Raw genomic sequence first — 23,538 nt, 5'->3', positions numbered from 1 at the left:
ATGCAGCAAGTGGCCGGTTGACAGGGCGGTGCGGCATCTGCCAATCTCGGTTCAGGTCATGAGTACCAGCGTCAAGCCCCGGCTAGCTGGTCGGCAACCCTCCTCCGCGGTGGGGTGCTCCGGGTGACGACCGGGCCGCAGCCCGACCGGGTGCGGCAAGCGCGGACTCGGATGATCACCTGATTTCGGGTCCCACAGCCGATGGGATTTTGTGATGACCGCTGTAGTTGAACAGAGGTGTGCTGCCCTCGCCCGTGTTTCCGGCGACGACCTCCGGGTGCCGCTCGTGCAGGGCGGAACGACCACCTACGCGAACTTCGACTACGCCGCTAGCGCACCGGCATTGGCGCAGGTCACCGACCGCGTGCAGCAGCTGCTGCCGTTCTACGCGAGCGTGCACCGCGGCGCCGGTTACGCCTCGCGAATCTCCACCGAGTGCTACGAGGCCGCGCGTGGTTCGGTCACCCGCTTCCTCGACGCCGCCGACGACCAAGTCGTGGTGTTCACCCGCAACACCACCGATTCGCTGAATCTGCTCGCCGCCTGCGTGCCCGGCGACACCGTGGTGCTGGATATCGAACATCATGCGAACTTCCTGCCCTGGACCCGGCACGGTCGTCGCGTCGTCAAAGCCGCGGCGACCGTCGATGAGACGATCCGTCAGCTGATCGCCGAATTGTGCAGTAGGCCGGCGGCATTGCTCGCGGTCACCGGAGCATCGAATGTGACCGGTGAGGTGCTGCCGCTCGAGCGCCTGGCCACCATCGCGCACCAGTGCGGTGCACGCATTCTCGTCGATGCCGCGCAACTGGCACCGCATCGTCGAATCAGCCTGCGCGCCACCGGAGTCGACTACCTCGCCTTTTCCGGGCACAAGCTCTACGCACCGTTCGGCGCGGGAGTGCTTGTCGGACGCCGGGATTGGCTCGATGCCGCCGAACCGTATCTGGCGGGCGGCGGGGCGGTCCGCGAGGTCACCACTACCGGCGCGGAATGGGCATCGGCGCCGCAGCGTCACGAGGCCGGTTCGCCGAATGTCCTGGGTGCGGCCGCGCTCGCCGCCGCATGCGACGCGCTGTGCGCGATCGATCCGAAAACCCTTGCCGCGCATGAGCGACGGCTCGCCGATCGCCTGCGCGCCGGGCTGTCCACGATTCCGGGCGTCAACCTGCTGCGCATCTGGGACGACAGCCCCGACACCGTCGGCATCGTCGCCTTCACGCTGGACGGATTCGTCCCCGGACACGTCGCGGCCTATCTCTCCGCGGAGCACGGCATCGGCATTCGCGACGGCCGCTTCTGCGCCCACCCGCTGCTCGAGCGGCTCGGCCTGGACGGTGCGCTGCGTGCCAGCATCGGCCTCGGCACCAGCTCCGACGATGTGGATCGGCTGGTCGAGGCCATCGCTACCCTGGTCGACAAGGGGGCGTCGTGGAATTACGCCAGTACTGACGGACTTTGGAATCCGACACCGGAGACCCGTCCCTTCGCCAGCCCCGACACCAACGACGGCGCCGCGCCCTGCTCGATCGGCTGATCGGAGCCGCCCGCGCAGTCGTAGCTCCCCCGCGGCATTGGGCCGACGCGGTCCGAGGGCCGGGTGAATCCACAAGCAGCGGAGGAACATGCGCGGGACCTCGCAAGCGGATTCGGCCAGGCTGGCGTGATCCCTCGGGCGCGCAGGCTTCGCTCTGAAGAATTCACCAAACAATTTGCGGTACCACGGAACCGCCGCTCCAGCCCTTGCGTCTAGAAGTGTGATGGCACTCGTCCGGCCGGGGCGGGGGAATGGAAGGCGGCTGAATGAATTCGGCAGAGCGGGACGCGCTCCAGTCCTGGACGGACGGGATGCTCGGACGAGTCGACCAGATGACCGATGTCTACGAGCGGCAGCTAGAGCAGTTCGGCGCGGCCAAATCCGAGCTCGCGAACCTGACCGTGCAGGGCTGGTCACAGGATCAGCTGGTTCGGGTGACGGCTAATTCGGCGGGTATTCCGCTGGATGTGTGGGTGGCGCCGGAGGCGTTCAAGCGCTCGAATCCGGAGCGGCTCGGTGCGGCGGTGACCGAGGCGGCGCAGGCCGCGGCCCGGGCCGCCAAGGAGCAGCTCGACGCGCGCCTGGCGCCGGTGCTGGCGGCGGTATCGGAGGTCGGGCTGCCCGAGGATCCGTTCGGCGAACTGCCCACGATCGCCCGGCCCGACGGGAATATCCTGCCGCCGCCTCCGCCGGAGCCCGAAACGGAACCACAGATCGAGTTCCCCCGGCGGCTGGACGAGGATCCGGACGATGAGGGCCCGCACTGGAAGGGCTGGTAGGTCATGGGCAACAGCAACTTCCGGCTCGATCCGGAGCAGTTCCGTTCGATCGCGACCGAAATCGGTGCGCTGGGCACCGAATTCGCCGCCGAAGTGGCGGAATTCACCAGCGCGCTGAGCGAGGACGGCGACGGCATCGGCGATGACGAATTCGGACAGGCCTTCCTGCAGAACTTCCTCGGCCCTGTCGAGGACGCGACCGAGATGCTCGACCGCGTGATCAGCCTGCTCGGATCGGTCCAAAAGCGTTTCACCGCCGTCGCGGACGCCGTGTCGACGACCGATGGGGATTTCGAGTCGGCCGTCGAGAAGATCACCGGTCTGCTCGACGAGAACGGCAAGGGGTAGCCGCATGGGATTGCAGATACCAGCGGCGCTGGAGCCGGTGGCGGCGGTCGTCGTCTATCGCTGGCCGAAGGCCGATGAGACCAAGCTGTTCAGTTTGGGCAACAAGGCCGAGCAGATGGCGAATACGCTGGAGAAGTACTCCGGCAAGATCGATACCAAATTCCAAGAGGCCCTCGGCCATATCGAGGGCGAGACCCACGACGCAATCGAACGCTATCGGCAGAAGACGATGCAGGCGGTCGAGACGCTCACCGATCTGCTCCGCGATATCGCCCTGGCGCTGCGGATCTACGCATCGCTGATTCTGGCCATCAAGCTGTACATCATCTCGATGCTGATCTATACCGCCATTCAGTTGGCGGCGGCCGCTGCGGCGGCGGTGCCGACCCTCGGCGCGAGTACGGCCGAGGCGGCGGCGATGCAGGTCGCGATTCGCACCGCCATCACGCAGGCGCTGCGCAAGCTGATCCAGCAGATCCTCACCCAGACCGTCATCAAGGCGGCCACCGGTGCATTGACAAGTACCGCAATGGAATTCCTGCGACAGACCATCGGGATCGAGATGGGTACGCGCGACGGTTACGACGTCGATCGGCTGGTCAAATCGGGCGAGCGTGGGGCACTGGATGGGGCCATCCAGGGTGCGCTGAACAAACTCGGGTTCAATTCCACCGATACGAAGAAGTTGGCCGAGCAGCTCACCACCACGGCGTTCGGGCCGGCGCGCAATTACAAGGCGCTGCACGATGGTTCGCAACAGACCGACACGTCGGACAGCAAGTCGGAGACGACAACCCCGCAGCACGCGCCCTATGTGAGTCCGTCACCCGGGAGCACCACTTTCACCGCCGGTACATCGGGCGACGATTCATCGACGCCGCAGCACACGCCGTATGTGAGTCCGTCGCCCGGGGGCACGACTTTTACGGCCGGTACGTCGACCGATGATTCTTCGCCGCAGCACGCGCCGTATGTAGCACCGTCCACGACGCCGACGCCTACTTCGATACACGACACGACCGTGCCGACATCGACGCACGGTCCGTATACCACGAGCACCTCGCCCGTGAGTCCACCCGAGCCGACCACTGATCCACCACCGAAGGAACCCAGCCAAGACGAGCTGACCCCGACCACGCCCTCATCACTGGATCTGGGCGTGGGTGACACCTTCCACATCGACGTGCGCACCGGCTCATCGCTCGATCTATAGCGTTGCGCGCAGGTGAATCCGCCCGGCCGCGTTCAGTCTTCGAGCGAGGTCGGGCGGTAGTAGCGGCCGCGGTAGTAGAGCAGGGGAGCGGCGCTGGGCTGTTCGTCGGTGTTGTCGTGGACGCGGGTGACCAGGCCGACGACGAGGGTGTGGTCGCCGATGGGGATCAGCTGCTGGATGGTGGCGCGGATCCAGATGGGCGTGCCGTGCAGCACGGGCTCACCGGTGTCCAGGGTGGTCCACAGGGAGCGGTCGCTGAAGCGTTGATCAGCGGTGCGGGCGAATCGCTTGGCCAGATCGTGCTGGTGTTCGCCGAGGAAATGGACCACCACCGAATCCGCCGCCTGCAGTGCCGTCAGGCTCGATGAGGTGTGGGCGATATTGAACGAGACCAGCGGGGGTGCCAGCGACAGCGATGCGAAGGAGGTCGCGGTGAAGCCGACCGGGCCGTTCGCGGAGCCCAGGGTGACGACGGTGACGCCCGCCGGATAGTGCCGCATGGAGGCGCGATACAGCTCGGCGGTGATACCGCTCAGATCATCGGGAATCTGGATGTCCGTGGCGGGGGGTTGAGCTTCGCTCACAGCTGCGCCTCGCTAGCGCTCGGCTCCGCTGCGACCGTTGGTGCTGTGTTGATGGTTCTCCCGCTCCGCTCGCTCACATTGACGAAACTACGCCCGGTGCTCGTGTGGCGCTCAGTCCACGTCGATCGGAAGCCCGGCGGTGATGCGTACCAGTTCGCGAAACGACGTGCGGAACACGGTATTCGGATGGCCGCCCGCGGCCCACACCTCCGGGTGCGTGGACAGCACATTGTCCACCCAGGTCGGCAGGTTGGTGGGATGGCCGACCGGTGCGATGCCGCCGATGGGCTGACCGGTCACCTCCTGCACCATCGCGGCGGGGGCGCGGGTGAGCTTGCCTTCCAGCCGTTCGCCGGTGCGCCCGAGATCGACCTGGTGTGCGCCGGAAACCAGCAGCAGCACCGGATCATCATCCAGGAGGAACACCAGTGATTTCGTGATGGCGCCCACATCGACGCCGAGTGCCCGTGCGGCATCGGCGGCGGTGGGCGTGGGGGCGGGCTGAGTGACGATGACACCATGGTGGCCGCGCGCGATCAGGGTATCTGCGACCCGGCATGCGACTGGTGGAAGCGACCTGCGCATGGAACCAGAGTAGAGCGATTGCGGGCAGTGTGCCGGTCGAGTTTTCGGTCAGTGGTCGAGATGTCCGATGGGAGAACCAGTGCGGCGCACCGGCTTTGCACAGCATTTGCACGTGGAACGGACTGGTCGGCTGGCTTGCTCGTACCTGCTTTACGCTGGACGAATGACTGATCGGCAGGCTTTCACCGTTGAAACCAAGGACCACATCGCGCAGGTCACGCTGACCGGCCCCGGCAAGGGCAATGCCATGGGTCCGGACTTCTGGCGGGAGCTGCCGGAGATTTTCCGCGGGCTGGACGCCGATCCCGAGGTACGCGCCATTGTGCTCACCGGTTCCGGAAAACATTTCTCCTACGGACTCGACCTGCCCGCTATGGCCGGTATGTTCGGTCCGCTGATGGCGGATAAGGCGCAGGCCGCGCCGCGTACCGACTTCCTCTACGAGGTGCGCAGTATGCAGGCCTCCGTGACCGCGGTGGCCGATTGCCGCAAGCCGGTCATCGCCGCCATTTCCGGCTGGTGCATCGGCGGCGGGCTGGACCTGATCGCCGCCGCCGATATCCGCTACGCGAGCGCGGACGCGAAGTTCAGCCTGCGCGAGGCGAAGGTCGCGATCGTCGCCGATATCGGGTCGCTGCACCGGCTGCCCGGCATCATCGGCGAGGGCCATCTGCGCGAACTCGCTTACACCGGTAAGGACATCGACGCGGCGCGTGCCGAGAAGATCGGCCTGGTCAACGATGTATTCGCCGATCAGGAGGCGGTACTGGACGCGGCGCACGCCATCGCGCGCGAGATCGCCGCGAATCCGCCGCTGGTGGTGCAGGGTGCGAAGGATGTGCTCGAGCAGCGCACCAAGGATCAGGTGGCCGCCGGGTTGCGCTATGTCTCCGCGTGGAACTCCGCGTTCCTGCCGTCCGAGGATCTGACCGAGGCGATCCAGTCGGTGTTCGAGAAGCGAGCGCCGGAGTTCAAGGGCCGGTAAAGGCCGCATATTCGCTTGCCCTAGCCGTTGGCTCGCGCACATACTTGTACCACGCAACTAATTGATTGACGCAAGTAAAGGTGAGTCGAGTGGATGAGGACGGGCTGTCGGTCGAGGCGATCGCGATTCAGCTCACCCGGCTGCAGCGAATGCGCGATCGGACCGCGGCGCAGCTGCGCAGCCGCGACGGCGTGGATCCCGCCGCCTTCGCGATTCTGTTCCGGCTGCTCTGTGACGGGCCGATGCGCTCGGGCGCACTCGCCGACGCGGTGCATTCGGATGCGTCGACGGTCAGTCGGCACATCGCCCATCTGGTCGAACGGAAGCTGGTCGAACGGCAGGCCGATCGCGATGACGGTCGCGCCACCGTGCTGGTCGTCACCGAGCACGGTCGGGAAGTCGCCGAGCGGATCCGCAGGCGTCGACACGAAAATCTGACCCGGGTGATGGCGGCTTGGACGCCGCAGGACCGGGCCACCTTCGCCGGGCTGCTGCGGAAGTTCGTCGACGACTACGAGCAGGCCAAGCCCGCCATGATCGCGGCCATGCGCCAAGACCACAACCTTTACGATCTTCGGACGGAGAACGATTCGTGACCGCACCGGCCACCGTGGCGGAGCCCACGGGTTTCACCCACAGACAGATCCTGACCATCATGAGTGGTCTGCTGCTCGGCATGCTGCTCGCGGCGCTGGACCAGACGATCGTCTCCACCGCGATCCGCACCATCGCCGACGATCTCGACGGCTATTCGATGCAGGCCTGGGCCACCACCGCCTACCTGATCACCGCGACGCTCGCGACGCCGCTGTACGGCAAGTTGTCCGATATGTTCGGCCGCAAGCCCTTCTTCATGGCGGCGATCTCGATCTTCGTGGTCGGTTCGCTGCTGTGCACGATGGCGCAGTCGATGTACGAGCTCGCGGCATTCCGCGCATTCCAGGGACTCGGTGCGGGCGGCCTGATGTCGCTGGCGCTGACCATCCTCGGCGATATCGTCAGCCCGCGCGAACGCGCCAAGTACCAGGGCTACTTCCTCGCGGTATTCGGCACCTCCAGCGTGATCGGCCCGGTGCTCGGCGGTGTGCTGGCCGGACAGGACAGCATCCTCGGGATCAGCGGCTGGCGGTGGGTCTTCCTCGTCAACGTGCCGATCGGTCTGGTCGCGCTCGGCGTCGTCTCCAGGGTGCTCAAGCTGCCGAAGCGGCCGCATTCCACCGACCGGGTCGACTGGTGGGGTGTGCTCGTGCTGGCGATCGGACTGGTGCCGTTGCTCATCGTTGCCGAGCAGGGGCGCGAATGGGGTTGGGGCAGTGGACGATCCACCCTCTGTTATGTGATCGGTGTGCTCGGCGTCATCGGGTTCGTGCTGGTCGAGAAGGCAATGAAGGATAAGGCGCTGATTCCGCTGCGGATGTTCGCCAACAAGACCTTCGCGCTCGGCGTGGTGATCTCGGTCGTGGTCGGCTCGGCGATGTTCGGCGGTATTTCGCTGCTGCCGCAGTACCTGCAGGTGGTGCGCGGATCCAGTCCGACGCTGGCGGGTCTGCAGATGCTGCCGATGGTGCTCGGGATGATGACCGGTTCGGTCGTATCCGGCCAGCTGATCTCGCGCACCGGTCGTTACCGGATCTTCCCGCTCATCGGCGCGACCATGTTGACGCTTGGCCTGTTCCTGCTGCACTTCGTGAATGCCGACAGCCCACTGTGGGTCGCGATGATCTTCATGGCCGCCACCGGTTTCGGACTCGGCAATCTCATGCAGCCGCTCACCATAGCGGTGCAGAATGCGTTGCCGCCCAAGGATATGGGCGTCTCCACCGCCGCGGCCACGTTCTTCCGGCAGATCGGCGGCACGATGGGTGTCGCGGTATTCCTCTCGATCCTCTTCGCGCAGTTGACGCCGAATATCTCCACCGAGATGAAGTCCGCGGCCGCCGATCCGGCCTTCCAGCATGCGGTGGTCGAGGCTGCGCAGAGCAGTAATCCCGCCGACGCCGCGCTCGCGAAAGGTCTGCTCGCGCAGGACACTTCGGCCGCCGGCGGGGTGCTGAAGGACAGCTCGATCGTGCAGCAGCTCAGCCCGGAACTGGCGCGGCCGTTCAAGGTCGGTTTCGCGGAATCGATGTCGACGGTGTTCCTGTCGGTGACCGGCATGGCACTTCTCGGTCTGATCCTGGTGCTGTTCTGGAAGGAGGTGCCGCTGCGTACGGTCGGCGGTATCGAGGCGGCCAAGGGTGATGCGTCGGCGAACGGTGCCGGACCGGATGTACTAGAGCGCACCGGGTTGTTGACCGCGGGCGGGGAGACCTTGAATTCGTCCCAGGACGTACTGGATGCCGTGGCTTCGACCAACGGTGTGGGACCGAAATCGACGGGTGCCGCTGGGGCGGCGTGAGTGTGGCGAGTGCGCCCGGTGCCAATCGGCGCCGGGCGCACTCGTCGCGGTGGTCGTCAATGTGCCCGTCGAAGGCCACCCACGAGGCCGAGAAGCGCAGCCGTGATCGGGCCCAGGTGCAGTCGGCCGAATTATCAACGGCCGCAGCAATTCCGCGCGCACGCCGACAGTGACCTGCGCTTACAGGCCGGGATCTCGATGCACGAGGCGGCGCAGCTCATCGAACGAGGCACGACAACCTTGCAGCGGTTGGGGACCGGGCAGGCGAATCGGATACGGCTGCCCGATATTTCCGGAATCCGTCATGGCCCCCTACCTCAGTTTTTCGGAAACGAGTGTGATGTGGCCGCGGATGTACCGATCCGCGGACACGGAACTTGTCCTCGCCTTTCGGCGCGATTCGAATGCAGACCCATGTAGACGCTGACTCCTCCGCCTGTCGCGTGCTGTGCTGTTGCCGCGCCCGGCCGGAGAGCCGTAGGAAACTCGAGAAACCTATTGGATCACAACGGATTGCCGCGTATCCGCAGTTTCGGCCGGGCGCTTCGAATTCACCGAGACGAGAGGCGATCGGATGGATCATCGGCCACACGGGCGACCTTGCTGATCGAACCGCTGCCGACCAAGGGGGAGATGCTGCGTGCCTGCCGCGGCGGCGAGCACGCCGCGCACCCGCTGCTACACGCCGCCTATGAACTCACCTGCTTGCACGAGAGTCGACTCGCCGCCAGCGGTCGCAGCGATGACATCGATTGTGGGAGAGGGAAATTGGTGCGCCAGATCAATCATTGGGTCCATGCGCAGTTGCCGCCCGCGCATGGCAGCGCCTCGGTGCACACCGAAACGCTGGGCGCGGTGATCGACCGGCTCGCTCAATTCACCGCCATCGCCTATGCCGCTCTGGCGAGCGCAACGGACTACGACCTCGGCGATGCCTGGGAGGCGCTGGCCGAATTGGCCATCGGTTACGAGGATCTGGTGCACGACCTCGCCCAAGGCCGTCGCCGACTCCCCGGCCGCCCGTGAACCGCCGCACCACTGGGTCGTCGCGCAACACGGCACTTCAAGATCACCATGTACTGGTGGACACAAACATCGACGGCGGCCCTCCAGGAATGCATTCTCAGCGATGCTGTGGCCGAGAGTCCTTGGGCGCGTGGGTGGGTGGGGAAGGTGGTATTGCCCAAAGGGGTGGTTGTTCGAGCCCTAGGGTTGGCTGTTCGGGGGGCGAATCGTCTTTAACGTAAGCGAGGTAATCAATCAACCTCGCTTTCAGGAGCAGTGAAATGCGAATCAAGTCCTTCATCGCGGCCGGTCTTCTCGCCACCGCCGCCGTCGCCGGGGTGTCGACGGCAGCAACCGCGTCCGCGGCCACCAGCTACTACTACGGCACCTATGCCACCTCCGCGGCATGTGCCGCGGACGGCGCCTCGCCCACCACCGGCGGCTACTACTACGAGTGCGTCGAAACCTACAGCGGCTGGGATCTCTACATCTACTACTGAGCCGATCCGCCGCTAGCCGAAATCGGCGGCAGCGCACACTGATCAAAAGCGGGAAGTCCGAACGCACCGGACTTCCCGCTATTTCTTGCAGGCGGTTCCGCACGCCGGCGTTTGCGCCGCCCAAGGGTACGAGCCGGTGTCGTTGCGATGGAAGTCGAACCAGCCGGACAAGCAGCTGGCCATTCAGCGCGAACGGGAAACTCGTTGTGGAACGGCGAGTTCGATCGCAGCTAGCGTAATCAGTTTCCTGGTACAGCCGAACCATTGTGCTGCACAGGGCTTTTCCTTGCATGGATGGGCGGGAGTGCTCGACGCGGTCAGAATTTGATGCGTTCCAGCCAGGTCGTGAGTACGGGCAGGTCTCCGGATGCCTCCAGCCGTGGGCTGTCGGCGGGGATCCGGTGCAGCAGCAGCAGGAGGAACAGATCTACGGCGGTGCCCTGAACCGTCAACGATGCCGGTGCCTGGCTGTCGCCGGTGGTGATCGTGTCGCCGGATCGGAGAATCGTCCAGGTGTCATCGGCGTCGGTGTCGGTGTCGCGTAGCCGCAGGCTGGTGCCTTCGTCGAGTGGTGTTTCGAAGCGCGGGCCCCGCTCGACGATCTCGAGGAACTCCGACAGTCCATCGGAGCCGAGTTCGGGAGCAGTGGTCACCTCGCGGTCCAACGCGAATTCGACGCTAACTCAATTTGATTCGATGAGCATCGGCAATCCCGACCGAGCATGCTGGCACTCACTGAGCATATTGGCGCAGGGTGGTGTGGGTGGCATTGCCCCAGGTGGCAGTTGTTCGAGCCCTAGGGTTGGCTGTGCTGGGTGTTTGCTGTCCCTACCGTTAGCAGGGTAATCAATCAACCCTCGCTTTCAGGAGCAGAAGAATGCGAATCAAATCTTTCATCGCGGCCGGTCTTCTTACTACCGCCGCCGTTGCCGGGGTGTCAGCGGCAGCAGCAACCGCGTCGGCCGCCCCGGGTTACTACTACGGCACCTACGCGACCCGCGCCGCGTGTGCCGCCGACGGCGCGTCGCCCAAGACCGGCGGCAATTACTGGCAGTGCGTCCAAACCTATAGCGGCTGGGATCTCTACCTCTACAACTGATCCGCCGCCGTAGTAAGCAATGAAAGCGGGAAGTCCGAACGCGCCGGACTTCCCGCTTTTCGTGGGCGGTCGAATCATCCACCCGCCAACAAGACTCAGTGGCCGCCGTTCTCCTGCAGCCGCTTGATCGAGGCCTCCACCTCGGCCTCGGCCTCGGCGCGACCGACCCACTCCGAGCCCTTGACGAACTTGCCCGGTTCCAGATCCTTGTAGCGCTCGAAGAAGTGCTTGATCGCGGCCAGTTCGAACTCCGGCACATCGGCCAGGTCCTGGATGTGATCCCAGCGCTTGTCGCCCGCAGGCACGCACAGGACCTTGTCGTCGCCGCCCTTCTCGTCGACCATCTTGTACATCGCGACCGGACGCACCTCGATCAGGCAGCCCGGAAACACCGGCTCCGGCAGCAGGACCAGCGCGTCCAGCGGGTCGCCGTCCTCGCCGAGGGTGTTCTCGATGTAGCCGTAGTCGGCCGGGTAGACCATGGACGTGTAGAGGAAGCGGTCGAGCCGGACCCGACCGGTCTCGTGATCGACCTCGTACTTGTTCCGAGAACCCCTGGGGATCTCGATGGTGACGTCGAACTCCACGCCATCTCCTTACTGATGCTTCTGGGTGACTGCCGTCGGAACGCCGACTCGACAGGTGTTCGGGGGGAACGGTGCCGGAACGAGGATAGTGTGGTCCGCGGGCACTTGGGTGCGGTAGGTGGGTGGACCCGGCGACAGTGCGACGGTCGAGCGATACGAGACGGAGAGACGGCGGGCACGTGGTGGGTGGCAGCAATAGGAATATCGGTGGCTTGGCCACCAAGCGACGCCGCAATATCTGGATCGGCGTCGCGTTCACGCTGGCCTTGCTGCTCGGTGCCGGGGCAGGCGTGGTGATCGCGGTCAAGCCGTGGACCGAGGAATTTCGGCACGGCGGGCTCACCATCGCCGCGCCGCCCGACCCGGTAAAACCGTCTCCGCAGGTCGCGCCCGCGCCCTCGAATGCGCCCGCGCCGACTCCGTCCGGTGTCGCCGCCGCGCTCGCGCAGGCGGTCGCCAATCCCGACCTCGGTGCGTTCGCCGGTGAGGTCACCGATGCCGACTCCGCGACCGTGCTGTGGAGCGCCGAATCCGATAAGCCGATGATTCCGTCGTCCACCGCCAAGGTTCTCACCACCGCGGCCGCCCTGCTCACCCTGCCCGCGGATCATCGGGTGACCACCCGCGTCGTCACCGGATCCGCGCCCAATGAACTTGTGCTGGTCGGTGGTGGCGATCCGACGTTGACCGCGCAGCCCGACGGCAATGGGTATTACCCGAACGGGCCGCGGCTGTCGGATCTGGTGTCACAGATCAAGGCCTCCGGCCATCCCGTCGACACCATCGTGGTCGACACCTCCGCGTATTCCGGCCCGCCCATGGCGCCCGGCTGGGATCCGGTCGATATCGGCGAGGGTTCGATCGCGCCGATGGATCCGGTGATGCTCGACGGCGGCCGCCTCGACCCGCTGGTGGAGTACTCGCCGCGCACCCCGACTCCGGCCCTGGCCACCGGACAGCGCCTGGCCACCGAACTCGGACTCGATCCCGCCAAGGTGCGGATCGGCAATGCCGCCGCCGGTGCGACCGAGGTGGCGAGCGTGCAATCCGCGCCGCTGCGGGACCGGCTGCGCGACACCATGGTCCATTCCGACAATGTGCTCGCCGAGGCCATCGGCCGCGAGATCGCGGTCGCGTCCGGTAACGAGGCGTCGTTCACCGGGGCCGTCACCGCCCTCGAAACCGCGCTCGGCAAGGGCGGATTCGATCTCAACGGACTTTCGATGCGCGATAGCAGCGGCCTGTCGACCGAGGACCGGGTGCCCGCCCGGCTGCTCGACAAGATCATCTCGACTGCGGCGAAGCCGAGCGGGGCCAATGCCGTGCAACCGAGCAATACCAAGGCGAGGCCGGAAAACGATCGGATCGCGACCACCCTGGCGCCGCTGCTCGACGATCTGCCTATCGCGGGTGCGACGGGGTCGCTGAGCATCCGTTATGTCACGCAGAACCGGGGCGGCGCGGGCTGGGTGCGGGCCAAGACCGGAACTCTCTCCGTGGCGAGCACGTTGGTCGGGTATGTGCTGGACAGCGACGGGCGGGTTTTGACCTTCGCATTGATGTCGAACGATCGGCCACCGGAGCTGAGCCGGCCCGCATTGGACGCCATCGCCGGCACGCTGCGTAACTGTGGATGCTCGTGACGGGTGGTTGACCATGTTCGAAGGCACTGATAAATCGGGCGCCGCGCCCGCCGTGAATTCGGGCGCGGACGCTCCGGCCGAGCGCAGACGCTCCGGATTTTCCGGTGCCGTCGATTGGCGCCTTGCCGCGCGCACCGGCGCCGCGCTGGTGCCGTCCGGCCCACGGACCTCGCGATACTCGGCCGAACAGGTAGTGAGCGAGCTGGCCGAGGCATCGGTGCGGGCGGAGGGGCCGGTTCGTGAGGTGAGCGGTCTACTCGACGATCAGCCGGTGCCTTCGGCCCTGATCGTCGACCGGCCTGGCTGGATCAATGCGGCCGCCGATTCCATGGCCCAGTTGACCGGCACCGGTCAGGCATCGGACAAGGGCCTGCTCGCAGGCAAACCCGCCGGTGTGCAAGCGGGCGCGATGCTGGCCTTCCTGTCCACCGCGATTCTCGGCCAGTACGACCCGTTCACCGGATCCGATGGGACGCTGCTGCTCGTCGCGCCGAACATCATGACCGTCGAGCGCGCACTCGGCGTCTCGCCGACCGACTTCCGCTTCTGGGTCTGCCTGCACGAGGTGACCCACCGGGTGCAGTTCTCCTCCGCGCCGTGGCTGGCCGATTACATGCGCGCCAATGTCGACATTCTCGGCGAAGTCGGCGACGAACCGCTCGCCGAAATGCTCGGTCGCCTCGTCGAAGAGGTGCGCGACCGTCGTCGCGGCACCGGCTCCGAGGATCCGAATTCCCGCGGCGTCGTCGGCCTGCTCCGCGCGACCCAGGCCCCACCGCAGCGTGAAGCCCTGGACCGCCTGCTGATGCTCGGCACCCTCCTGGAAGGCCACGCCGACCACGTCATGGATGCCGTCGGCCCCGCCGTCATCCCCACCGTCGAACAAATCCGCGCCGCCTTCGACAAGCGCCGCAAACGCCCCACCAATCCGGTCCAACGCCTCCTGCGTGCCCTGCTCGGCGTGGACGCCAAGGTCGCTCAATACGTCCGCGGCAAGAAATTCGTCGACGCGGTGGTGGCCCAAGTCGGCATGGCCCAGTTCAACACCGTCTGGACCAACCCCGAAACCCTTCCGCTCGCAACGGAAATCGAGGCCCCTGAGCGCTGGGTGGCGCGCGTCCTGGCGTAGTTCTCTATTGCTTTGTGCCCGAACGTGTTTCGGTTCGTGCCGACAGGTCGACGATGTCTCGGCCGGGCATCCGTGATAAGTCCGATCGCGCAGAAAGCGACACCGATTCGCCCGCGTGCCCTCCCATCTCGACGAGGGCGCGGAGGGCGGGCGGGTGCATCACACGGCCGCGCCGGGGCCTGGCAGCGGGTCGATGTCGTTTGCGTGCATCGGCTCGCCGCAGTGGGCGCAGCGCAGGTCGACACTGCTGATCTCGCCGCATGCGTGGTGGCGGTAGAGCACCGGCGGACCGGCTTCGCCCGCGAGCCACTTGTCTCCCCAGCCGGTCATCACCATGAGCAGGTCGACCAGCTCGGTGCCCTTCTCCGTCAGTACGTACTCGTAACGCGGTCGCTGGTCGTAGGGGCGGCGGTCGAGCACGCCCTGATCGACGAGGTGGTTCAGCCGCTCGGTCAGGACCTTGCGTGAGATACCGAGGTCGGCCTGGAGCTGTTCGAACCGGCTGAGTCCGACCCATACGTCGCGCAGGATCAGCGGCGACCAGGGCTCCCCGATGACGTCGAGCGTGCGCGCGATCGAGCACGCCATTTTGCTGAAGTCCGTGCGCTGCATGAAACCAGTCTAGCAATCTGGGTTCCCTTAAGGAACTTTGACTGTTATGGTCATAGCGTCTCTTAAAGGAACTCGGAGAGGATTGCGGAGATGGGCAAGGTCTTCAGCGCTCACGCGGTATCGGTCGACGGTTACATCACTGGCCGCGATCCCGGCGCCGGGCGCGGCCTCGGCGACGCAACGATGCTCTTCGACTGGTACTTCAACGGCGACACACCGAGCCGGGTGTTCGACGGGTTCGGGCTGAGCGAGCCCAGCGCCCGGGTATTCGACGCACTCGCCGCACGTGCGGGCGCGGTGGTGGCCGGCCGCAACACCTACGAAGATTCCGACCATTTCGGCGGCGGCAGCCCGCACCCGAAGGCCGTGCTCTTCGTCCTCAGCCATCGGGCGGCACCGGAGCTGACCGACCGGCAGACCCTCGTCACCACCGGCATCGAGGACGCGATCGCGGCGGCCCACGCGGCCGCCGGTGGCAAGGATGTCGGCCTCATGGGCGGCGGCGTTCTCACCGCGGCATTGCGGGCGGGACTGGTCGACGAGGTGATCCTGCACCAGGTGCCGGTCCTGCTCGGCGGCGGACGCCCCTTCTTCCAGTCGCTCCCCGGGCACGTGCGCTTGCGCCTCGTCGAGGCCGTCCCGGCGCCCGGCGTCACCCACCTGCACTACGAGGTCGAGCGATGACCTCCGGCAACCAGCCCATCCGGAACCCACGTCAGGAGATGACCACGATGCTCGACCCCTACGTACGCCGCGTCCTCGACGGCACCTCGATCGCCCACCTCGCCACCGTCCTGCCGGACGGCGCCCCACATTCCATCCCGGTCTGGGTCGGCACGCACGGCGACCACATCGTGTTCCTCACCGGCCCGGACAGCCGCAAGGCCCGCAATCTGCGTCGCGACCCGCGGGTCGCACTCTCCCTGACACCGGCCGACAACCCGTTCCAGCCGGTCATCCTGCGCGGCCGCGTCATCGAGTGGCTCGAAGGCGACGCGGCCTGGACAATCATCGACCAGTTGGCCGACAAGTACATCGGTCAGCCGTATTCGCGAGACGAAGAGCGCGTAGTCGCAATCATCGAACCCGAGCGGCAGACGGTTGGCGTCTCATGAGCCTTGGTGAAGGCCTCATCGTGGAGCTTGCCGAGCGAATCGAGGGCACTGGTCATCGGTAGTCTCCGGATATGAGCCGGACGGCGGGAGCGATGCCCGGGAATGCGCGGCGGCTGCCCGAGACCGAGGCGGTGCTCGAAGTGCGGCGGGCGGTGCGGGGGTGGCTGGCCGATTATGCGACGGGTGATGTGGCGGTCGCGTTGTCCGGTGGTGCGGATTCGCTGGCGTTGACGGCGGCCGCGGTGGTGGAGGCGGGCCAGGTCGACGCGCTGGTTGTGGATCATCAGTTGCAGGCGGGATCGGACAGGGTGGCGGCTGAGGCAGCGGCCGCGGCGTTGGCGCTGGGGTGTCGGTCGGCACATGTGCTGGCGGTCGAGGTCGGTGCGGACGGGGGAATGGAGGCGGCGGCGCGGGCGGCTCGGTATGCGGCGCTGGACGGGGCACGGGGTGGGTTGCCGGTGCTGCTCGGGCACACGCTCGATGATCAGGCCGAGACCGTGTTGCTGGGGTTGGGGCGGGGATCGGGTGGGCGGTCGATTCAGGGGATGGCGGCATTCGTTGATCCGTGGGGGCGACCGCTGTTGGGGGTGCGACGGGCGGTGACCAGGCAGTTGTGTGTCGATATCGGACTGACGCCGTTCGAAGATCCGCATAATTCGGCGGCGGCGTTCACCAGGGTTCGGTTGCGAAATGAGGTTCTGCCGCTGCTGGAGGAGGTGCTCGGAGGCGGGGTCGCGGGGGCGTTGGCGCGGACGGCCGAGCAGTTGCGCGACGAGGGTGCGGTACTTGATGCGCTGGCCGACGAGTTGTTGCGGGCCGCGAGTGCCGGTCCGGCGAGTAATGGCCCGACCCTCTCGATCGAGACCCTCGCCACTGCCCCCGCGGCCTTGCGCCGCCGAGCAATCCGTGCCTGGTTGCTGGCCGGTGGCGCTAAAGCCCTGACCAACAAGCATTTACAGGCGGTTGACGAATTGATTACCGCATGGCGCGGGCAGGGCGGCGTCGCGGTCGGCGGCGGGCAGCCGGGCCGCAGGTTGGTCGCGGCGCGCGAACATGGCAGGCTGACTTTGCGTCTGCAAGGGAGCCGATGACACATAATGGATCGGCCGGGGAGACACCAGGGAAGGGAAACCAACTGACGTGTACGAGGGCGATATCGCGTCGGTGCTGATCACCGAGGAACAGATCGCGGCCAAGACCCAGGAGTTGGCCGAGCTGATTGCCAAGCGCTATCCGGCCGATGCCCCCGAGGGGGATCTGCTGCTGGTCGGCGTGCTCAAGGGTGCCATCTTCTTCATGACCGATCTCGCCAAGGCGCTGCCGATTCCCACCCAGATGGAATTCATGGCCGTCTCCTCCTACGGCTCGTCCACCTCGTCCTCCGGCGTCGTGCGCATCATGAAGGACCTGGACAAGGACATCGCGGGCCGCAACGTGCTGATCGTCGAGGACATCATCGACTCCGGTCTCACGCTGTCCTGGCTAAAGCGCAATCTGTCCACCCGCAATCCGGCCTCGCTCGAGGTCGTCACCCTGCTACGCAAGCCGGACGCGCTACGCACCCACGTGGAAGTCGCGCACGTCGGCTTCGATATTCCGAACGAATTCGTCGTCGGCTACGGCCTCGACTATGCCGAGCGCTACCGCGACCTGCCGTATATCGGCACCCTCGACCCGAAGGTCTACGGCGGCGCGTAATCAGGGCAGCATCGCGAATATCGTTGCGGGCGAACCGGACCCACCGCTGTACAGTGCACCGCCGACCAATACCCAGGCGCCGGTGACGGGTAGTTCGGCGAGATTCGCCAGACATTCCAAGCTGATCCGATGTTCGCGATACAGCAGCTTCGACACCTCATAGGTGTCGTCGGTACCCAGATCGGGTCCGAACGTATCGATGCCGAGTGCGCCACGCCGCCCCAGCCGCCCGGTCCGCAATAACCATTTCACCGTCTCGACCGCGAATCCCGGTTGGTGATCGGCACTTTCGCCGGTTCCGATGAATTCCGGCGTCCCCCATTTCTCGTCCCACCCGGTCCAGGCCACCACCGCCGACCCGTCGGGTATCCGCCCGTGCCGGCCCTCCCATTCCCGCAGATCAGCGATGTCGATCGCGTAATCCCGATCGTTCGCACATTGGTCCCGCACGTCGATCTTGACCGCGGGCAACAAGAGATCGTCGAGATCCAATTCGTCGGCGGCCAGTCCGTCGGCATGGAAGTGGATCGGTGCGCCCCAATGGGTTCCGGTGTGCTCGCCCTGCTGGATATAGCGCAGGTAATAGCCGTCGTTCGCGACCGTCGCGACAATGTCGGTCCGGAATTCGGGATCGCCGGGAAACAGCGGCGCCGTCGCCGGATCGTGGATATGGGAAAGGCTGACCAGCCGTCCGAACGGCCGCGAGCCGGTCATCGCTTCCGCTGTGGAATCGCACGTGCCAAGGCCAGCAGATCGGCCTCGAGTATCCGGAACAACCGATACGTGAGCACGAATGCCAGGATGCCACCCACGCTGAGCACCCGCACCGAAACGATCACCAAATCCAGATCGGCGGCCTCGACGAAGGTCGCGCTGGCCACGCCGAGCAGCGGCACCGATGCGGCGACGCCCAGATAGAAGTTTCCGCGCTTGGCGAGTTTGCGCAGTTGCTCCTCGTCCTCGGCGCCGATACCACCGCGCACAAGCAGCTGTGGATAAATCGAACGCACCGCGTAAACCATGATCGGGAAGAACGGATACGCCAGCGCGATCGCGGCGCACACCACCTGTGCGGCGAAGAAGTGCAAAAAGGTCGCGCGCGGTAGCTCGACCCCGAAGAAGACCGGCGCCAAAGGCCACACCAGCCCGGCGAGCAGCCAGAACCCGAACGGCACCCAGACCGCCCAGTCACCCATCTGCAGGGTGTCGCGCCGGGCGGCGGCCAGGGTGCGCGGGGAGTATTCGCGACCGCGGGCCAGGCGGAATCCGATGGTCAGCGGGCGACGGGTGAGGAAAAGCAGCAGCAATCCGGCGATCGGAAAGGCGATGAGATTTGTGATCAGGCCGCCCGTGGCGAACCGTTCCTGGTCGGCCGCCGTCATCCGATCGATGATCAGTGAGTTGTTCAGGTTGATGTTGTAGACGCTGGCGAGGAAATTCGGCACGCCGACGCACAGCGTGAGGATCGGTATCAGCCAGCCTCGCGACCGGTATGCCAGGCTGGTCGGTGCCGGATCGACCAGTTCCCTGGCGCGCTCATCGAGGCACAGATCCAGTTGCGCGGCGAGTTCGGCGCCAGTGCGCCAGCGGCGCTGTGGGTCGGCCCGCAGACATTCCAGCAGCACCCGCCGCAGCGCGCTCGGGGTGTCCGCGGGCAGCTGCTCCAGGGTCTCCGCGGTGACGCCGCGCTCGCGCCGGGCGACCATGGTCGCGATGGCTTCGGCGCGGGCGTCCGGATCGGCGGGCATCGGCGGATCGTCGAACGGCATCGCGCCGGTGAGCATTTCCCACAGCATCGTGCCGAGGGAGTAGATATCGCTGCTCGGGCCGGGCGGCGGTGCGGCCGGATCGAGGAGTTCGGCGAGTTGTTCGGGGGAGCGGTACGGCAGCGAATCCGATTCGGCGGCCGGCGGATTCGCCGCCGTGCGAGGTGCCGCCGTGCGCGCGGCGAAATCGGCGAACTTGGGAATGCCCTCCGCGGTGAACAGCACATTCGCCGGTTTGATATCGCGATGCAGTACGCCTTGCTGCTCGGCGTAATTGAGCGCGTCGGCCAGTCGTCTGCCGATCCAGGCCACCGTCTCCGGCCAGCTGAGTGCGGCGATTTCGGCGCGCACACTCGAATCCGACGGCCGGATCTCGCCCCTGGCCTCCATGGCGGCATCGATGGCGCGCAGCAGCAGGACGCCGCCCTCGGATTCCGGGCCGCGCCGCCGCTCGGCGAGTACTCCGGCCGCCGTACCGCCGGGCAGGTACTGCATATAGACCAGCCGGGTCGATGCGGGGGCCTCCGGTGTCGCGGCAGTGACCAGGCGCTGATCGAAAACGCGCACCAGATGCGGATGATCCAGTTGCGCCATGCTGTGCCCGCTGGCCATGCGGCCCGCCGAAAGCCGCACGGCGACAAGACGTTGCATGGAACGCTGCCTGGCGAGGAAGACCCGGCCGAAGGTACCGGTGCCCAGATCGGTGAGGAGATCGAAGTCATCGATCCGATGACCCGGTGTCAGACCGGCGACCAGCGCGGCGGCCCGCTCGGTATCGGCCGCGGCGGCGTCGTCGCCGGCGTAAACGGCCAGCCGCGCGCGCACATCCTGCGCCAGCTCCGGATATTCGGCGAGGAAATCCGCCAGTTCCAGCGAGCCGTACCGGCGTCGGGCCAGGAACTCCTCGCAGAGCAGATCGACCAATTCCGCACTGTGCTCGACCTCGGGAAATTCCTTGCGGTACTCGGCGATGCGTTTGCCGAGGCCCTCCCGATCCCAGCGGTGACGCAGATCGATGCGGACCAGATCGGTGAGTACCGCCAGCCGCACCTGGGTGCCGTCGGGGACGTACTCCGCGATCGGAGGTGGTTCGGTCCGCTCGCCACGCAGGCAGTGCTGCCAATCTTCGGTGAATCTGGTTATGGGGTCGGTCTCGCCTCGATCCGCGAAATCGGCAGCTGTCACGATCGCGGCTCCGCCGGGGCGGGCCTGCCGCGCTCCCGGTCCGCCGAAACATGTTCGCGGTCAAGGGAATCCGCTGGCGCGACGACCCGCTCCAGCGCGCGCAGATCGGCCTCCAGCGCCCGGAAGAGCAGGTAGGAGCCGATGAACGCGATGATGCCGCCCACACAGAGCACGCGCACCGCGTCGATCACCATCGGAATATCGTCGGGCGGCAGGAAGGTCACGCCCGCCACCGCGAGCAGCGGCACCGAGGCCGCGACCGCCAGATATCCGTTGGCGCGGCGATCCAGGCCGCGCAGCCACACCGCGTCCTCGGTACTGATCTCCCCGTGCCGCAGGAAGATCGGATAGATGCAGCGGACCATGAAGAAGCACACCAGGAAGAACGGGTACGCCATCGCGATCGCGCCGCACACCACGATCGAGGTGAGGAAGTGCACCACCGCGCGGGCGGGTACGTCCCCGGCCGCCAATTGCAGCGCGATCGGGAAGGTGAATCCGGCGAGCACCCACAGCGAGAAGACCACCCACACCGCTCGGTCGCCGAACAGCAGCGAATCCGCCCTGGCCAGCCGCAGCGTCTCGGCATCGTAGCGGCGGTGGCGGCGCAACCCGTGCGGCACCGTGAGCATTCTTCGGGACAGGTAGAGGATCAGCGCCGCCCCGAGCGGGAAGAAGATTCCGTTCACCACGGTGGTGATGATCACGAAGGTGCGCCCGGCGTCCTCAGGGAGCCGGTCCACGATCAGATGCTGGTTGTGCTGGATGTTGTACGCCGAGGCGAGGATATTCGGGATGCCGATGGCCAGTGACACGATCACCAGCCGCCACGACCGCAACTTCAGCCGCCAACTGCCGGGCGGCGGGTCGACCAGATCCCGGGCCCTCGGGTCCATGCACACGTCGAACTGCTTGGCCAGCAACCCACCATTGGCCCAGCGCCGCGTCCGATCCGATTCCAGACAGGTCAGCAGCACCCGCAGCAGCGCCGCCGGACAATTCGCCGGAACTCGTTGCAGCGCAATGTCATCCACCCCGGCAGTGCGCCGTTCCAGCATGCCCTCCAGCGCCGTATCGTCACCGTGGTCGGTCGCGCCCGCGGTGGAATCGTCGAACGGTTTCGCGCCGGTGAGCAATTCCCACAGCACCACACCGAGGGAGTAGATATCGGAACGGGTGTCCAAATCCTCGGCCGTGCGTTCGCGGCCGGGATGGCAGGCCTCCAACTGTTCGGGCGACATATACGCCAGTGAGCCGCCGAAATAGGCCACCGGACTGGTGCCTGCCACATTGCGGCTGAAGCTGATATTGAAATCGGCCAGTTTCGGCACCCCCTCGGCGGTGAGCAGGATATTGGCCGGTTTCACATCGCGGTGCAGTACGCCGTGCGCGGAGGCGTATTCCAGCGCCTCGGCCACTCTGCGGCCCAGCCATGCCACGGTTTCCGGCCAGCTCAGTCCGGCGATCTCGGCGCGCACGCTGGAATCGGTCGGGCGGATTTCGCCCTTCTCCTCCATTGCCGCGTCGACCGCGTCGAGAAGCAGTTGCCCGCTGCGTTCGGCGGGTGTTGTCGCGCGTACCCAGCGCAGTACGCCGAGCAGGGTGCCGCCGGGCAGGAACTGCATGTACAGCAGCCGGAGTCGGCGCATGGCCGGATCGCGGGCGTCATCGGAGCCGAGCAGCCGCTGATCGAAGACGCGCACGATGTAGTCGTGGTCGAGCTGTGCCAGGGTCTGCGGTTCGGTGCCGTGGTCGGCGGAGATCTTCACCGCGACCAAGCGCTGCAACGATCGCTGCCTGGCCAGGAATACCCGGGCGAAGGCGCCGCTGCCGAGTCCGGTGAGCAAATCGAAGTCATCGATGGATTGGCCGATCTCGATCCGGTCGAGGGCGTCGAATTTCCCCGGACCGGTTCCGATCGTGGTCGGAATGGCGGTCGCCGTCTCGGTCGGACCGACGGTCGTGCGCGTCACGTCGGTATTACGAACGGACTGCTGGGTTTGGTTCAGTCCGACGGTTTGATCGGCTTGCACGGTCCGGCTCAGTTCGGCCGCCGCGCGGGTATTGGCGAACTCGGTCAGCACCGAATCCTCCAGCGCCGCCCGCCGGGTGCTCTGGTCGATGTCGTCGGCATTGAGCAGCGCGCGCAATTCCGCCGCTTGTTCCGGATATTCCCGCAGATAATCCTTCGGATCGACACGTTCACCGCTGTGTCTGCGGATGACGAACTCTTCGTACACCAAACCGGCCGGAATGCCGCCCGGTTCGAGTTCCGGAAACTCGGCGCAGTAGTCGAAAAGTCGTTTACGCGGCGTCGGCGTCTCGGGGAGCCGGATCCAGCGATGTCGCAGGTCGACGCGGATCAATTCGATCAGGGCGGCCCGGCGCAAGGATTCGGCGTCGGGCAGAAAGTCGGCGATCTCCGGTGGCCGGCGCGCCGATTCCCATGCGGTCGAGAAGGCCTCGACCACGTCGTTCTCGGTATGCGACGGCGACTCGCCCCAGTCTCTGGTCGGCTCGGTGTCGAGATCGGTTCGGTGCGTATTTTCGGGATCAGCACTCATTTTCGGACCTACCTGCTGAGCGGATGTCGAGTATCCGCAGTGGCCGTTCGGTGGATGTGCCGCTGAATTTGCGCCACACCCGACGACATCGTCCCCCGAGCAGTAATCGAAATGATAACTTGCGCCACAACAGCGGATCACCCGATTTCGACAACGATGCGACGGGGAAGAACCAGCACATGAACAACACTGCGGCGCGAGCGACG

25 protein-coding genes and 1 riboswitch are annotated in these 23,538 nt (G+C 66.1%); of the genes, 16 read left to right on the top strand and 9 right to left on the bottom strand.

Going from position 1 to position 23,538, the window contains the following annotated elements:
• The first annotated feature begins 54 nt into the window (after window positions 1-54).
• A riboswitch (SAM riboswitch) is annotated at window positions 55-168 on the top strand.
• Window positions 169-214: 46 nt separating this feature from the next.
• The 4 genes from ACZ60G_RS19605 (at window position 215) to ACZ60G_RS19590 (ending at window position 3,877) form a co-directional block, all read left to right on the top strand.
• Complete coding sequence (locus ACZ60G_RS19605) at window positions 215-1,537, top strand: aminotransferase class V-fold PLP-dependent enzyme (protein WP_465811463.1); 1,323 nt, start codon at window positions 215-217, stop codon at window positions 1,535-1,537.
• 266 nt (window positions 1,538-1,803) lie between these two features.
• A complete protein-coding gene (locus ACZ60G_RS19600) occupies window positions 1,804-2,316 on the top strand; it encodes a YbaB/EbfC family nucleoid-associated protein (protein WP_465811462.1) in 513 nt (170 codons plus the stop codon).
• A gap of 3 nt (window positions 2,317-2,319) precedes the next feature.
• Window positions 2,320-2,664: a magnesium and cobalt transport protein CorA gene (locus ACZ60G_RS19595; RefSeq protein ID WP_465811461.1), complete on the top strand. Its 345-nt coding sequence runs from the start codon at window positions 2,320-2,322 to the stop codon at window positions 2,662-2,664.
• Window positions 2,665-2,668: 4 nt separating this feature from the next.
• Complete coding sequence (locus ACZ60G_RS19590; protein WP_465811460.1) at window positions 2,669-3,877, top strand: WXG100-like domain-containing protein; 1,209 nt, start codon at window positions 2,669-2,671, stop codon at window positions 3,875-3,877.
• A 32-nt stretch (window positions 3,878-3,909) separates the two neighbouring features.
• Here the strand turns inward: ACZ60G_RS19590 and ACZ60G_RS19585 are convergent, their stop codons facing one another.
• Complete coding sequence (locus tag ACZ60G_RS19585; protein WP_465811459.1) at window positions 3,910-4,461, bottom strand: flavin reductase family protein; 552 nt, start codon at window positions 4,459-4,461, stop codon at window positions 3,910-3,912.
• Window positions 4,462-4,572: 111 nt separating this feature from the next.
• Window positions 4,573-5,046 carry a YbaK/EbsC family protein gene (locus ACZ60G_RS19580; protein ID WP_465811458.1) on the bottom strand — a complete coding sequence of 158 codons (474 nt, stop codon included), beginning with the start codon at window positions 5,044-5,046 and terminating at the stop codon, window positions 4,573-4,575.
• 163 nt (window positions 5,047-5,209) lie between these two features.
• Here ACZ60G_RS19580 and ACZ60G_RS19575 point away from each other — a divergent pair, with 163 nt between their 5' ends.
• From ACZ60G_RS19575 to ACZ60G_RS19565, 3 genes are all read left to right on the top strand, one after another.
• Window positions 5,210-6,031 (top strand): crotonase/enoyl-CoA hydratase family protein, encoded by an 822-nt coding sequence (locus tag ACZ60G_RS19575; RefSeq protein WP_465811457.1) that lies wholly within the window; start codon window positions 5,210-5,212, stop codon window positions 6,029-6,031.
• 89 nt (window positions 6,032-6,120) lie between these two features.
• Window positions 6,121-6,627, top strand: coding sequence for a MarR family winged helix-turn-helix transcriptional regulator (locus tag ACZ60G_RS19570; protein ID WP_465811456.1), 507 nt, complete (start codon window positions 6,121-6,123; stop codon window positions 6,625-6,627).
• Window positions 6,628-6,686: 59 nt separating this feature from the next.
• Entirely contained in the window at window positions 6,687-8,429 is a 1,743-nt protein-coding gene (locus ACZ60G_RS19565; protein WP_465811610.1) for an MDR family MFS transporter, read from the top strand.
• 180 nt (window positions 8,430-8,609) lie between these two features.
• On the opposite strand, the gene ACZ60G_RS19560 is transcribed toward ACZ60G_RS19565, so the two are convergent.
• Window positions 8,610-8,735 (bottom strand): hypothetical protein, encoded by a 126-nt coding sequence (locus ACZ60G_RS19560; RefSeq protein ID WP_465811455.1) that lies wholly within the window; start codon window positions 8,733-8,735, stop codon window positions 8,610-8,612.
• A 294-nt stretch (window positions 8,736-9,029) separates the two neighbouring features.
• Here ACZ60G_RS19560 and ACZ60G_RS19555 point away from each other — a divergent pair, with 294 nt between their 5' ends.
• Together ACZ60G_RS19555 and ACZ60G_RS19550 are read left to right on the top strand one after the other, a co-directional pair.
• Window positions 9,030-9,455, top strand: coding sequence for a DUF4254 domain-containing protein (locus ACZ60G_RS19555; protein WP_465811454.1), 426 nt, complete (start codon window positions 9,030-9,032; stop codon window positions 9,453-9,455).
• A 260-nt stretch (window positions 9,456-9,715) separates the two neighbouring features.
• The gene (locus ACZ60G_RS19550) at window positions 9,716-9,934 is read left to right on the top strand and encodes a hypothetical protein (RefSeq protein ID WP_364353987.1); all 219 of its coding nucleotides are present in this window, start codon (window positions 9,716-9,718) and stop codon (window positions 9,932-9,934) included.
• A gap of 317 nt (window positions 9,935-10,251) precedes the next feature.
• On the opposite strand, the gene ACZ60G_RS19545 is transcribed toward ACZ60G_RS19550, so the two are convergent.
• Window positions 10,252-10,587: a hypothetical protein gene (locus ACZ60G_RS19545; RefSeq protein ID WP_465811453.1), complete on the bottom strand. Its 336-nt coding sequence runs from the start codon at window positions 10,585-10,587 to the stop codon at window positions 10,252-10,254.
• Between the two features lie 224 nt (window positions 10,588-10,811).
• Here ACZ60G_RS19545 and ACZ60G_RS19540 point away from each other — a divergent pair, with 224 nt between their 5' ends.
• Entirely contained in the window at window positions 10,812-11,033 is a 222-nt protein-coding gene (locus ACZ60G_RS19540) for a hypothetical protein (RefSeq protein WP_465811452.1), read from the top strand.
• 95 nt (window positions 11,034-11,128) lie between these two features.
• Here the strand turns inward: ACZ60G_RS19540 and ACZ60G_RS19535 are convergent, their stop codons facing one another.
• Window positions 11,129-11,620: an inorganic diphosphatase gene (locus tag ACZ60G_RS19535; protein ID WP_465811451.1), complete on the bottom strand. Its 492-nt coding sequence runs from the start codon at window positions 11,618-11,620 to the stop codon at window positions 11,129-11,131.
• 203 nt (window positions 11,621-11,823) lie between these two features.
• Here ACZ60G_RS19535 and dacB point away from each other — a divergent pair, with 203 nt between their 5' ends.
• Together dacB and ACZ60G_RS19525 are read left to right on the top strand one after the other, a co-directional pair.
• On the top strand, window positions 11,824-13,263 hold the full coding sequence (dacB, locus tag ACZ60G_RS19530) for a D-alanyl-D-alanine carboxypeptidase/D-alanyl-D-alanine endopeptidase (RefSeq protein WP_465811609.1): 1,440 nt from the start codon (window positions 11,824-11,826) through the stop codon (window positions 13,261-13,263).
• A gap of 13 nt (window positions 13,264-13,276) precedes the next feature.
• Window positions 13,277-14,392: a zinc-dependent metalloprotease gene (locus tag ACZ60G_RS19525; RefSeq protein WP_465811450.1), complete on the top strand. Its 1,116-nt coding sequence runs from the start codon at window positions 13,277-13,279 to the stop codon at window positions 14,390-14,392.
• Window positions 14,393-14,551: 159 nt separating this feature from the next.
• Here the strand turns inward: ACZ60G_RS19525 and ACZ60G_RS19520 are convergent, their stop codons facing one another.
• Window positions 14,552-15,004 (bottom strand): winged helix-turn-helix transcriptional regulator, encoded by a 453-nt coding sequence (locus tag ACZ60G_RS19520; RefSeq protein ID WP_433524287.1) that lies wholly within the window; start codon window positions 15,002-15,004, stop codon window positions 14,552-14,554.
• Between the two features lie 90 nt (window positions 15,005-15,094).
• Here ACZ60G_RS19520 and ACZ60G_RS19515 point away from each other — a divergent pair, with 90 nt between their 5' ends.
• The 4 genes from ACZ60G_RS19515 to hpt all read left to right on the top strand — a co-directional run bounded on the left by ACZ60G_RS19515 (window position 15,095) and on the right by hpt (window position 17,817).
• Window positions 15,095-15,688: a dihydrofolate reductase family protein gene (locus tag ACZ60G_RS19515; RefSeq protein ID WP_465811449.1), complete on the top strand. Its 594-nt coding sequence runs from the start codon at window positions 15,095-15,097 to the stop codon at window positions 15,686-15,688.
• A 47-nt stretch (window positions 15,689-15,735) separates the two neighbouring features.
• Window positions 15,736-16,119 carry a PPOX class F420-dependent oxidoreductase gene (locus ACZ60G_RS19510; protein WP_465811608.1) on the top strand — a complete coding sequence of 128 codons (384 nt, stop codon included), beginning with the start codon at window positions 15,736-15,738 and terminating at the stop codon, window positions 16,117-16,119.
• A 71-nt stretch (window positions 16,120-16,190) separates the two neighbouring features.
• Window positions 16,191-17,210: a tRNA lysidine(34) synthetase TilS gene (gene tilS, locus ACZ60G_RS19505; RefSeq protein WP_465811448.1), complete on the top strand. Its 1,020-nt coding sequence runs from the start codon at window positions 16,191-16,193 to the stop codon at window positions 17,208-17,210.
• Window positions 17,211-17,259: 49 nt separating this feature from the next.
• Window positions 17,260-17,817 (top strand): hypoxanthine phosphoribosyltransferase, encoded by a 558-nt coding sequence (hpt, locus tag ACZ60G_RS19500; protein ID WP_063042806.1) that lies wholly within the window; start codon window positions 17,260-17,262, stop codon window positions 17,815-17,817.
• Here the strand turns inward: hpt and ACZ60G_RS19495 are convergent, their stop codons facing one another.
• Genes ACZ60G_RS19495 through ACZ60G_RS19485 form a run of 3 tightly spaced genes read right to left on the bottom strand, consistent with a single transcriptional unit; the run spans window position 17,818 to window position 23,332 of the window.
• A complete protein-coding gene (locus ACZ60G_RS19495; protein WP_465811447.1) occupies window positions 17,818-18,531 on the bottom strand; it encodes a cyclase family protein in 714 nt (237 codons plus the stop codon).
• Window positions 18,528-20,768 carry a serine/threonine-protein kinase gene (locus ACZ60G_RS19490; protein WP_465811446.1) on the bottom strand — a complete coding sequence of 747 codons (2,241 nt, stop codon included), beginning with the start codon at window positions 20,766-20,768 and terminating at the stop codon, window positions 18,528-18,530. The genes ACZ60G_RS19495 and ACZ60G_RS19490 overlap by 4 nt, the downstream gene beginning before the upstream one ends.
• Window positions 20,765-23,332: a protein kinase domain-containing protein gene (locus ACZ60G_RS19485; RefSeq protein WP_465811445.1), complete on the bottom strand. Its 2,568-nt coding sequence runs from the start codon at window positions 23,330-23,332 to the stop codon at window positions 20,765-20,767. The genes ACZ60G_RS19490 and ACZ60G_RS19485 overlap by 4 nt, the downstream gene beginning before the upstream one ends.
• Between the last annotated feature and the right edge of the window lie 206 nt (window positions 23,333-23,538).

The organism is Nocardia sp. NPDC102475, assembly GCF_055584605.1.
The sequence above is the reverse complement of the archived record's forward strand: the minus strand, read 5'-3'. Positions and strand labels throughout refer to the sequence as shown.

Bases quoted from the DNA above. Each gene is read 5' to 3' on its own strand.
- ACZ60G_RS19520 (WP_433524287.1), bottom strand. From the start codon at position 15,004: ATGCAGCGCACGGACTTCAGCAAAATGGCGTGCTCGATCGCGCGCACG.
- ACZ60G_RS19565 (WP_465811610.1), top strand. From the start codon at position 6,687: ATGAGTGGTCTGCTGCTCGGCATGCTGCTCGCGGCGCTGGACCAGACG.
- ACZ60G_RS19525 (WP_465811450.1), top strand. From the start codon at position 13,277: ATGTTCGAAGGCACTGATAAATCGGGCGCCGCGCCCGCCGTGAATTCG.
- ACZ60G_RS19595 (WP_465811461.1), top strand. From the start codon at position 2,320: ATGGGCAACAGCAACTTCCGGCTCGATCCGGAGCAGTTCCGTTCGATC.
- ACZ60G_RS19600 (WP_465811462.1), top strand. From the start codon at position 1,804: ATGAATTCGGCAGAGCGGGACGCGCTCCAGTCCTGGACGGACGGGATG.
- ACZ60G_RS19590 (WP_465811460.1), top strand. From the start codon at position 2,669: ATGGGATTGCAGATACCAGCGGCGCTGGAGCCGGTGGCGGCGGTCGTC.
- ACZ60G_RS19580 (WP_465811458.1), bottom strand. From the start codon at position 5,046: ATGCGCAGGTCGCTTCCACCAGTCGCATGCCGGGTCGCAGATACCCTG.
- ACZ60G_RS19575 (WP_465811457.1), top strand. From the start codon at position 5,210: ATGACTGATCGGCAGGCTTTCACCGTTGAAACCAAGGACCACATCGCG.
- ACZ60G_RS19560 (WP_465811455.1), bottom strand. From the start codon at position 8,735: ATGACGGATTCCGGAAATATCGGGCAGCCGTATCCGATTCGCCTGCCC.
- ACZ60G_RS19495 (WP_465811447.1), bottom strand. From the start codon at position 18,531: ATGACCGGCTCGCGGCCGTTCGGACGGCTGGTCAGCCTTTCCCATATC.
- tilS (WP_465811448.1), top strand. From the start codon at position 16,191: ATGAGCCGGACGGCGGGAGCGATGCCCGGGAATGCGCGGCGGCTGCCC.
- ACZ60G_RS19605 (WP_465811463.1), top strand. From the start codon at position 215: ATGACCGCTGTAGTTGAACAGAGGTGTGCTGCCCTCGCCCGTGTTTCC.
- ACZ60G_RS19485 (WP_465811445.1), bottom strand. From the start codon at position 23,332: ATGAGTGCTGATCCCGAAAATACGCACCGAACCGATCTCGACACCGAG.
- ACZ60G_RS19540 (WP_465811452.1), top strand. From the start codon at position 10,812: ATGCGAATCAAATCTTTCATCGCGGCCGGTCTTCTTACTACCGCCGCC.
- ACZ60G_RS19510 (WP_465811608.1), top strand. From the start codon at position 15,736: ATGCTCGACCCCTACGTACGCCGCGTCCTCGACGGCACCTCGATCGCC.
- ACZ60G_RS19515 (WP_465811449.1), top strand. From the start codon at position 15,095: ATGGGCAAGGTCTTCAGCGCTCACGCGGTATCGGTCGACGGTTACATC.
- ACZ60G_RS19550 (WP_364353987.1), top strand. From the start codon at position 9,716: ATGCGAATCAAGTCCTTCATCGCGGCCGGTCTTCTCGCCACCGCCGCC.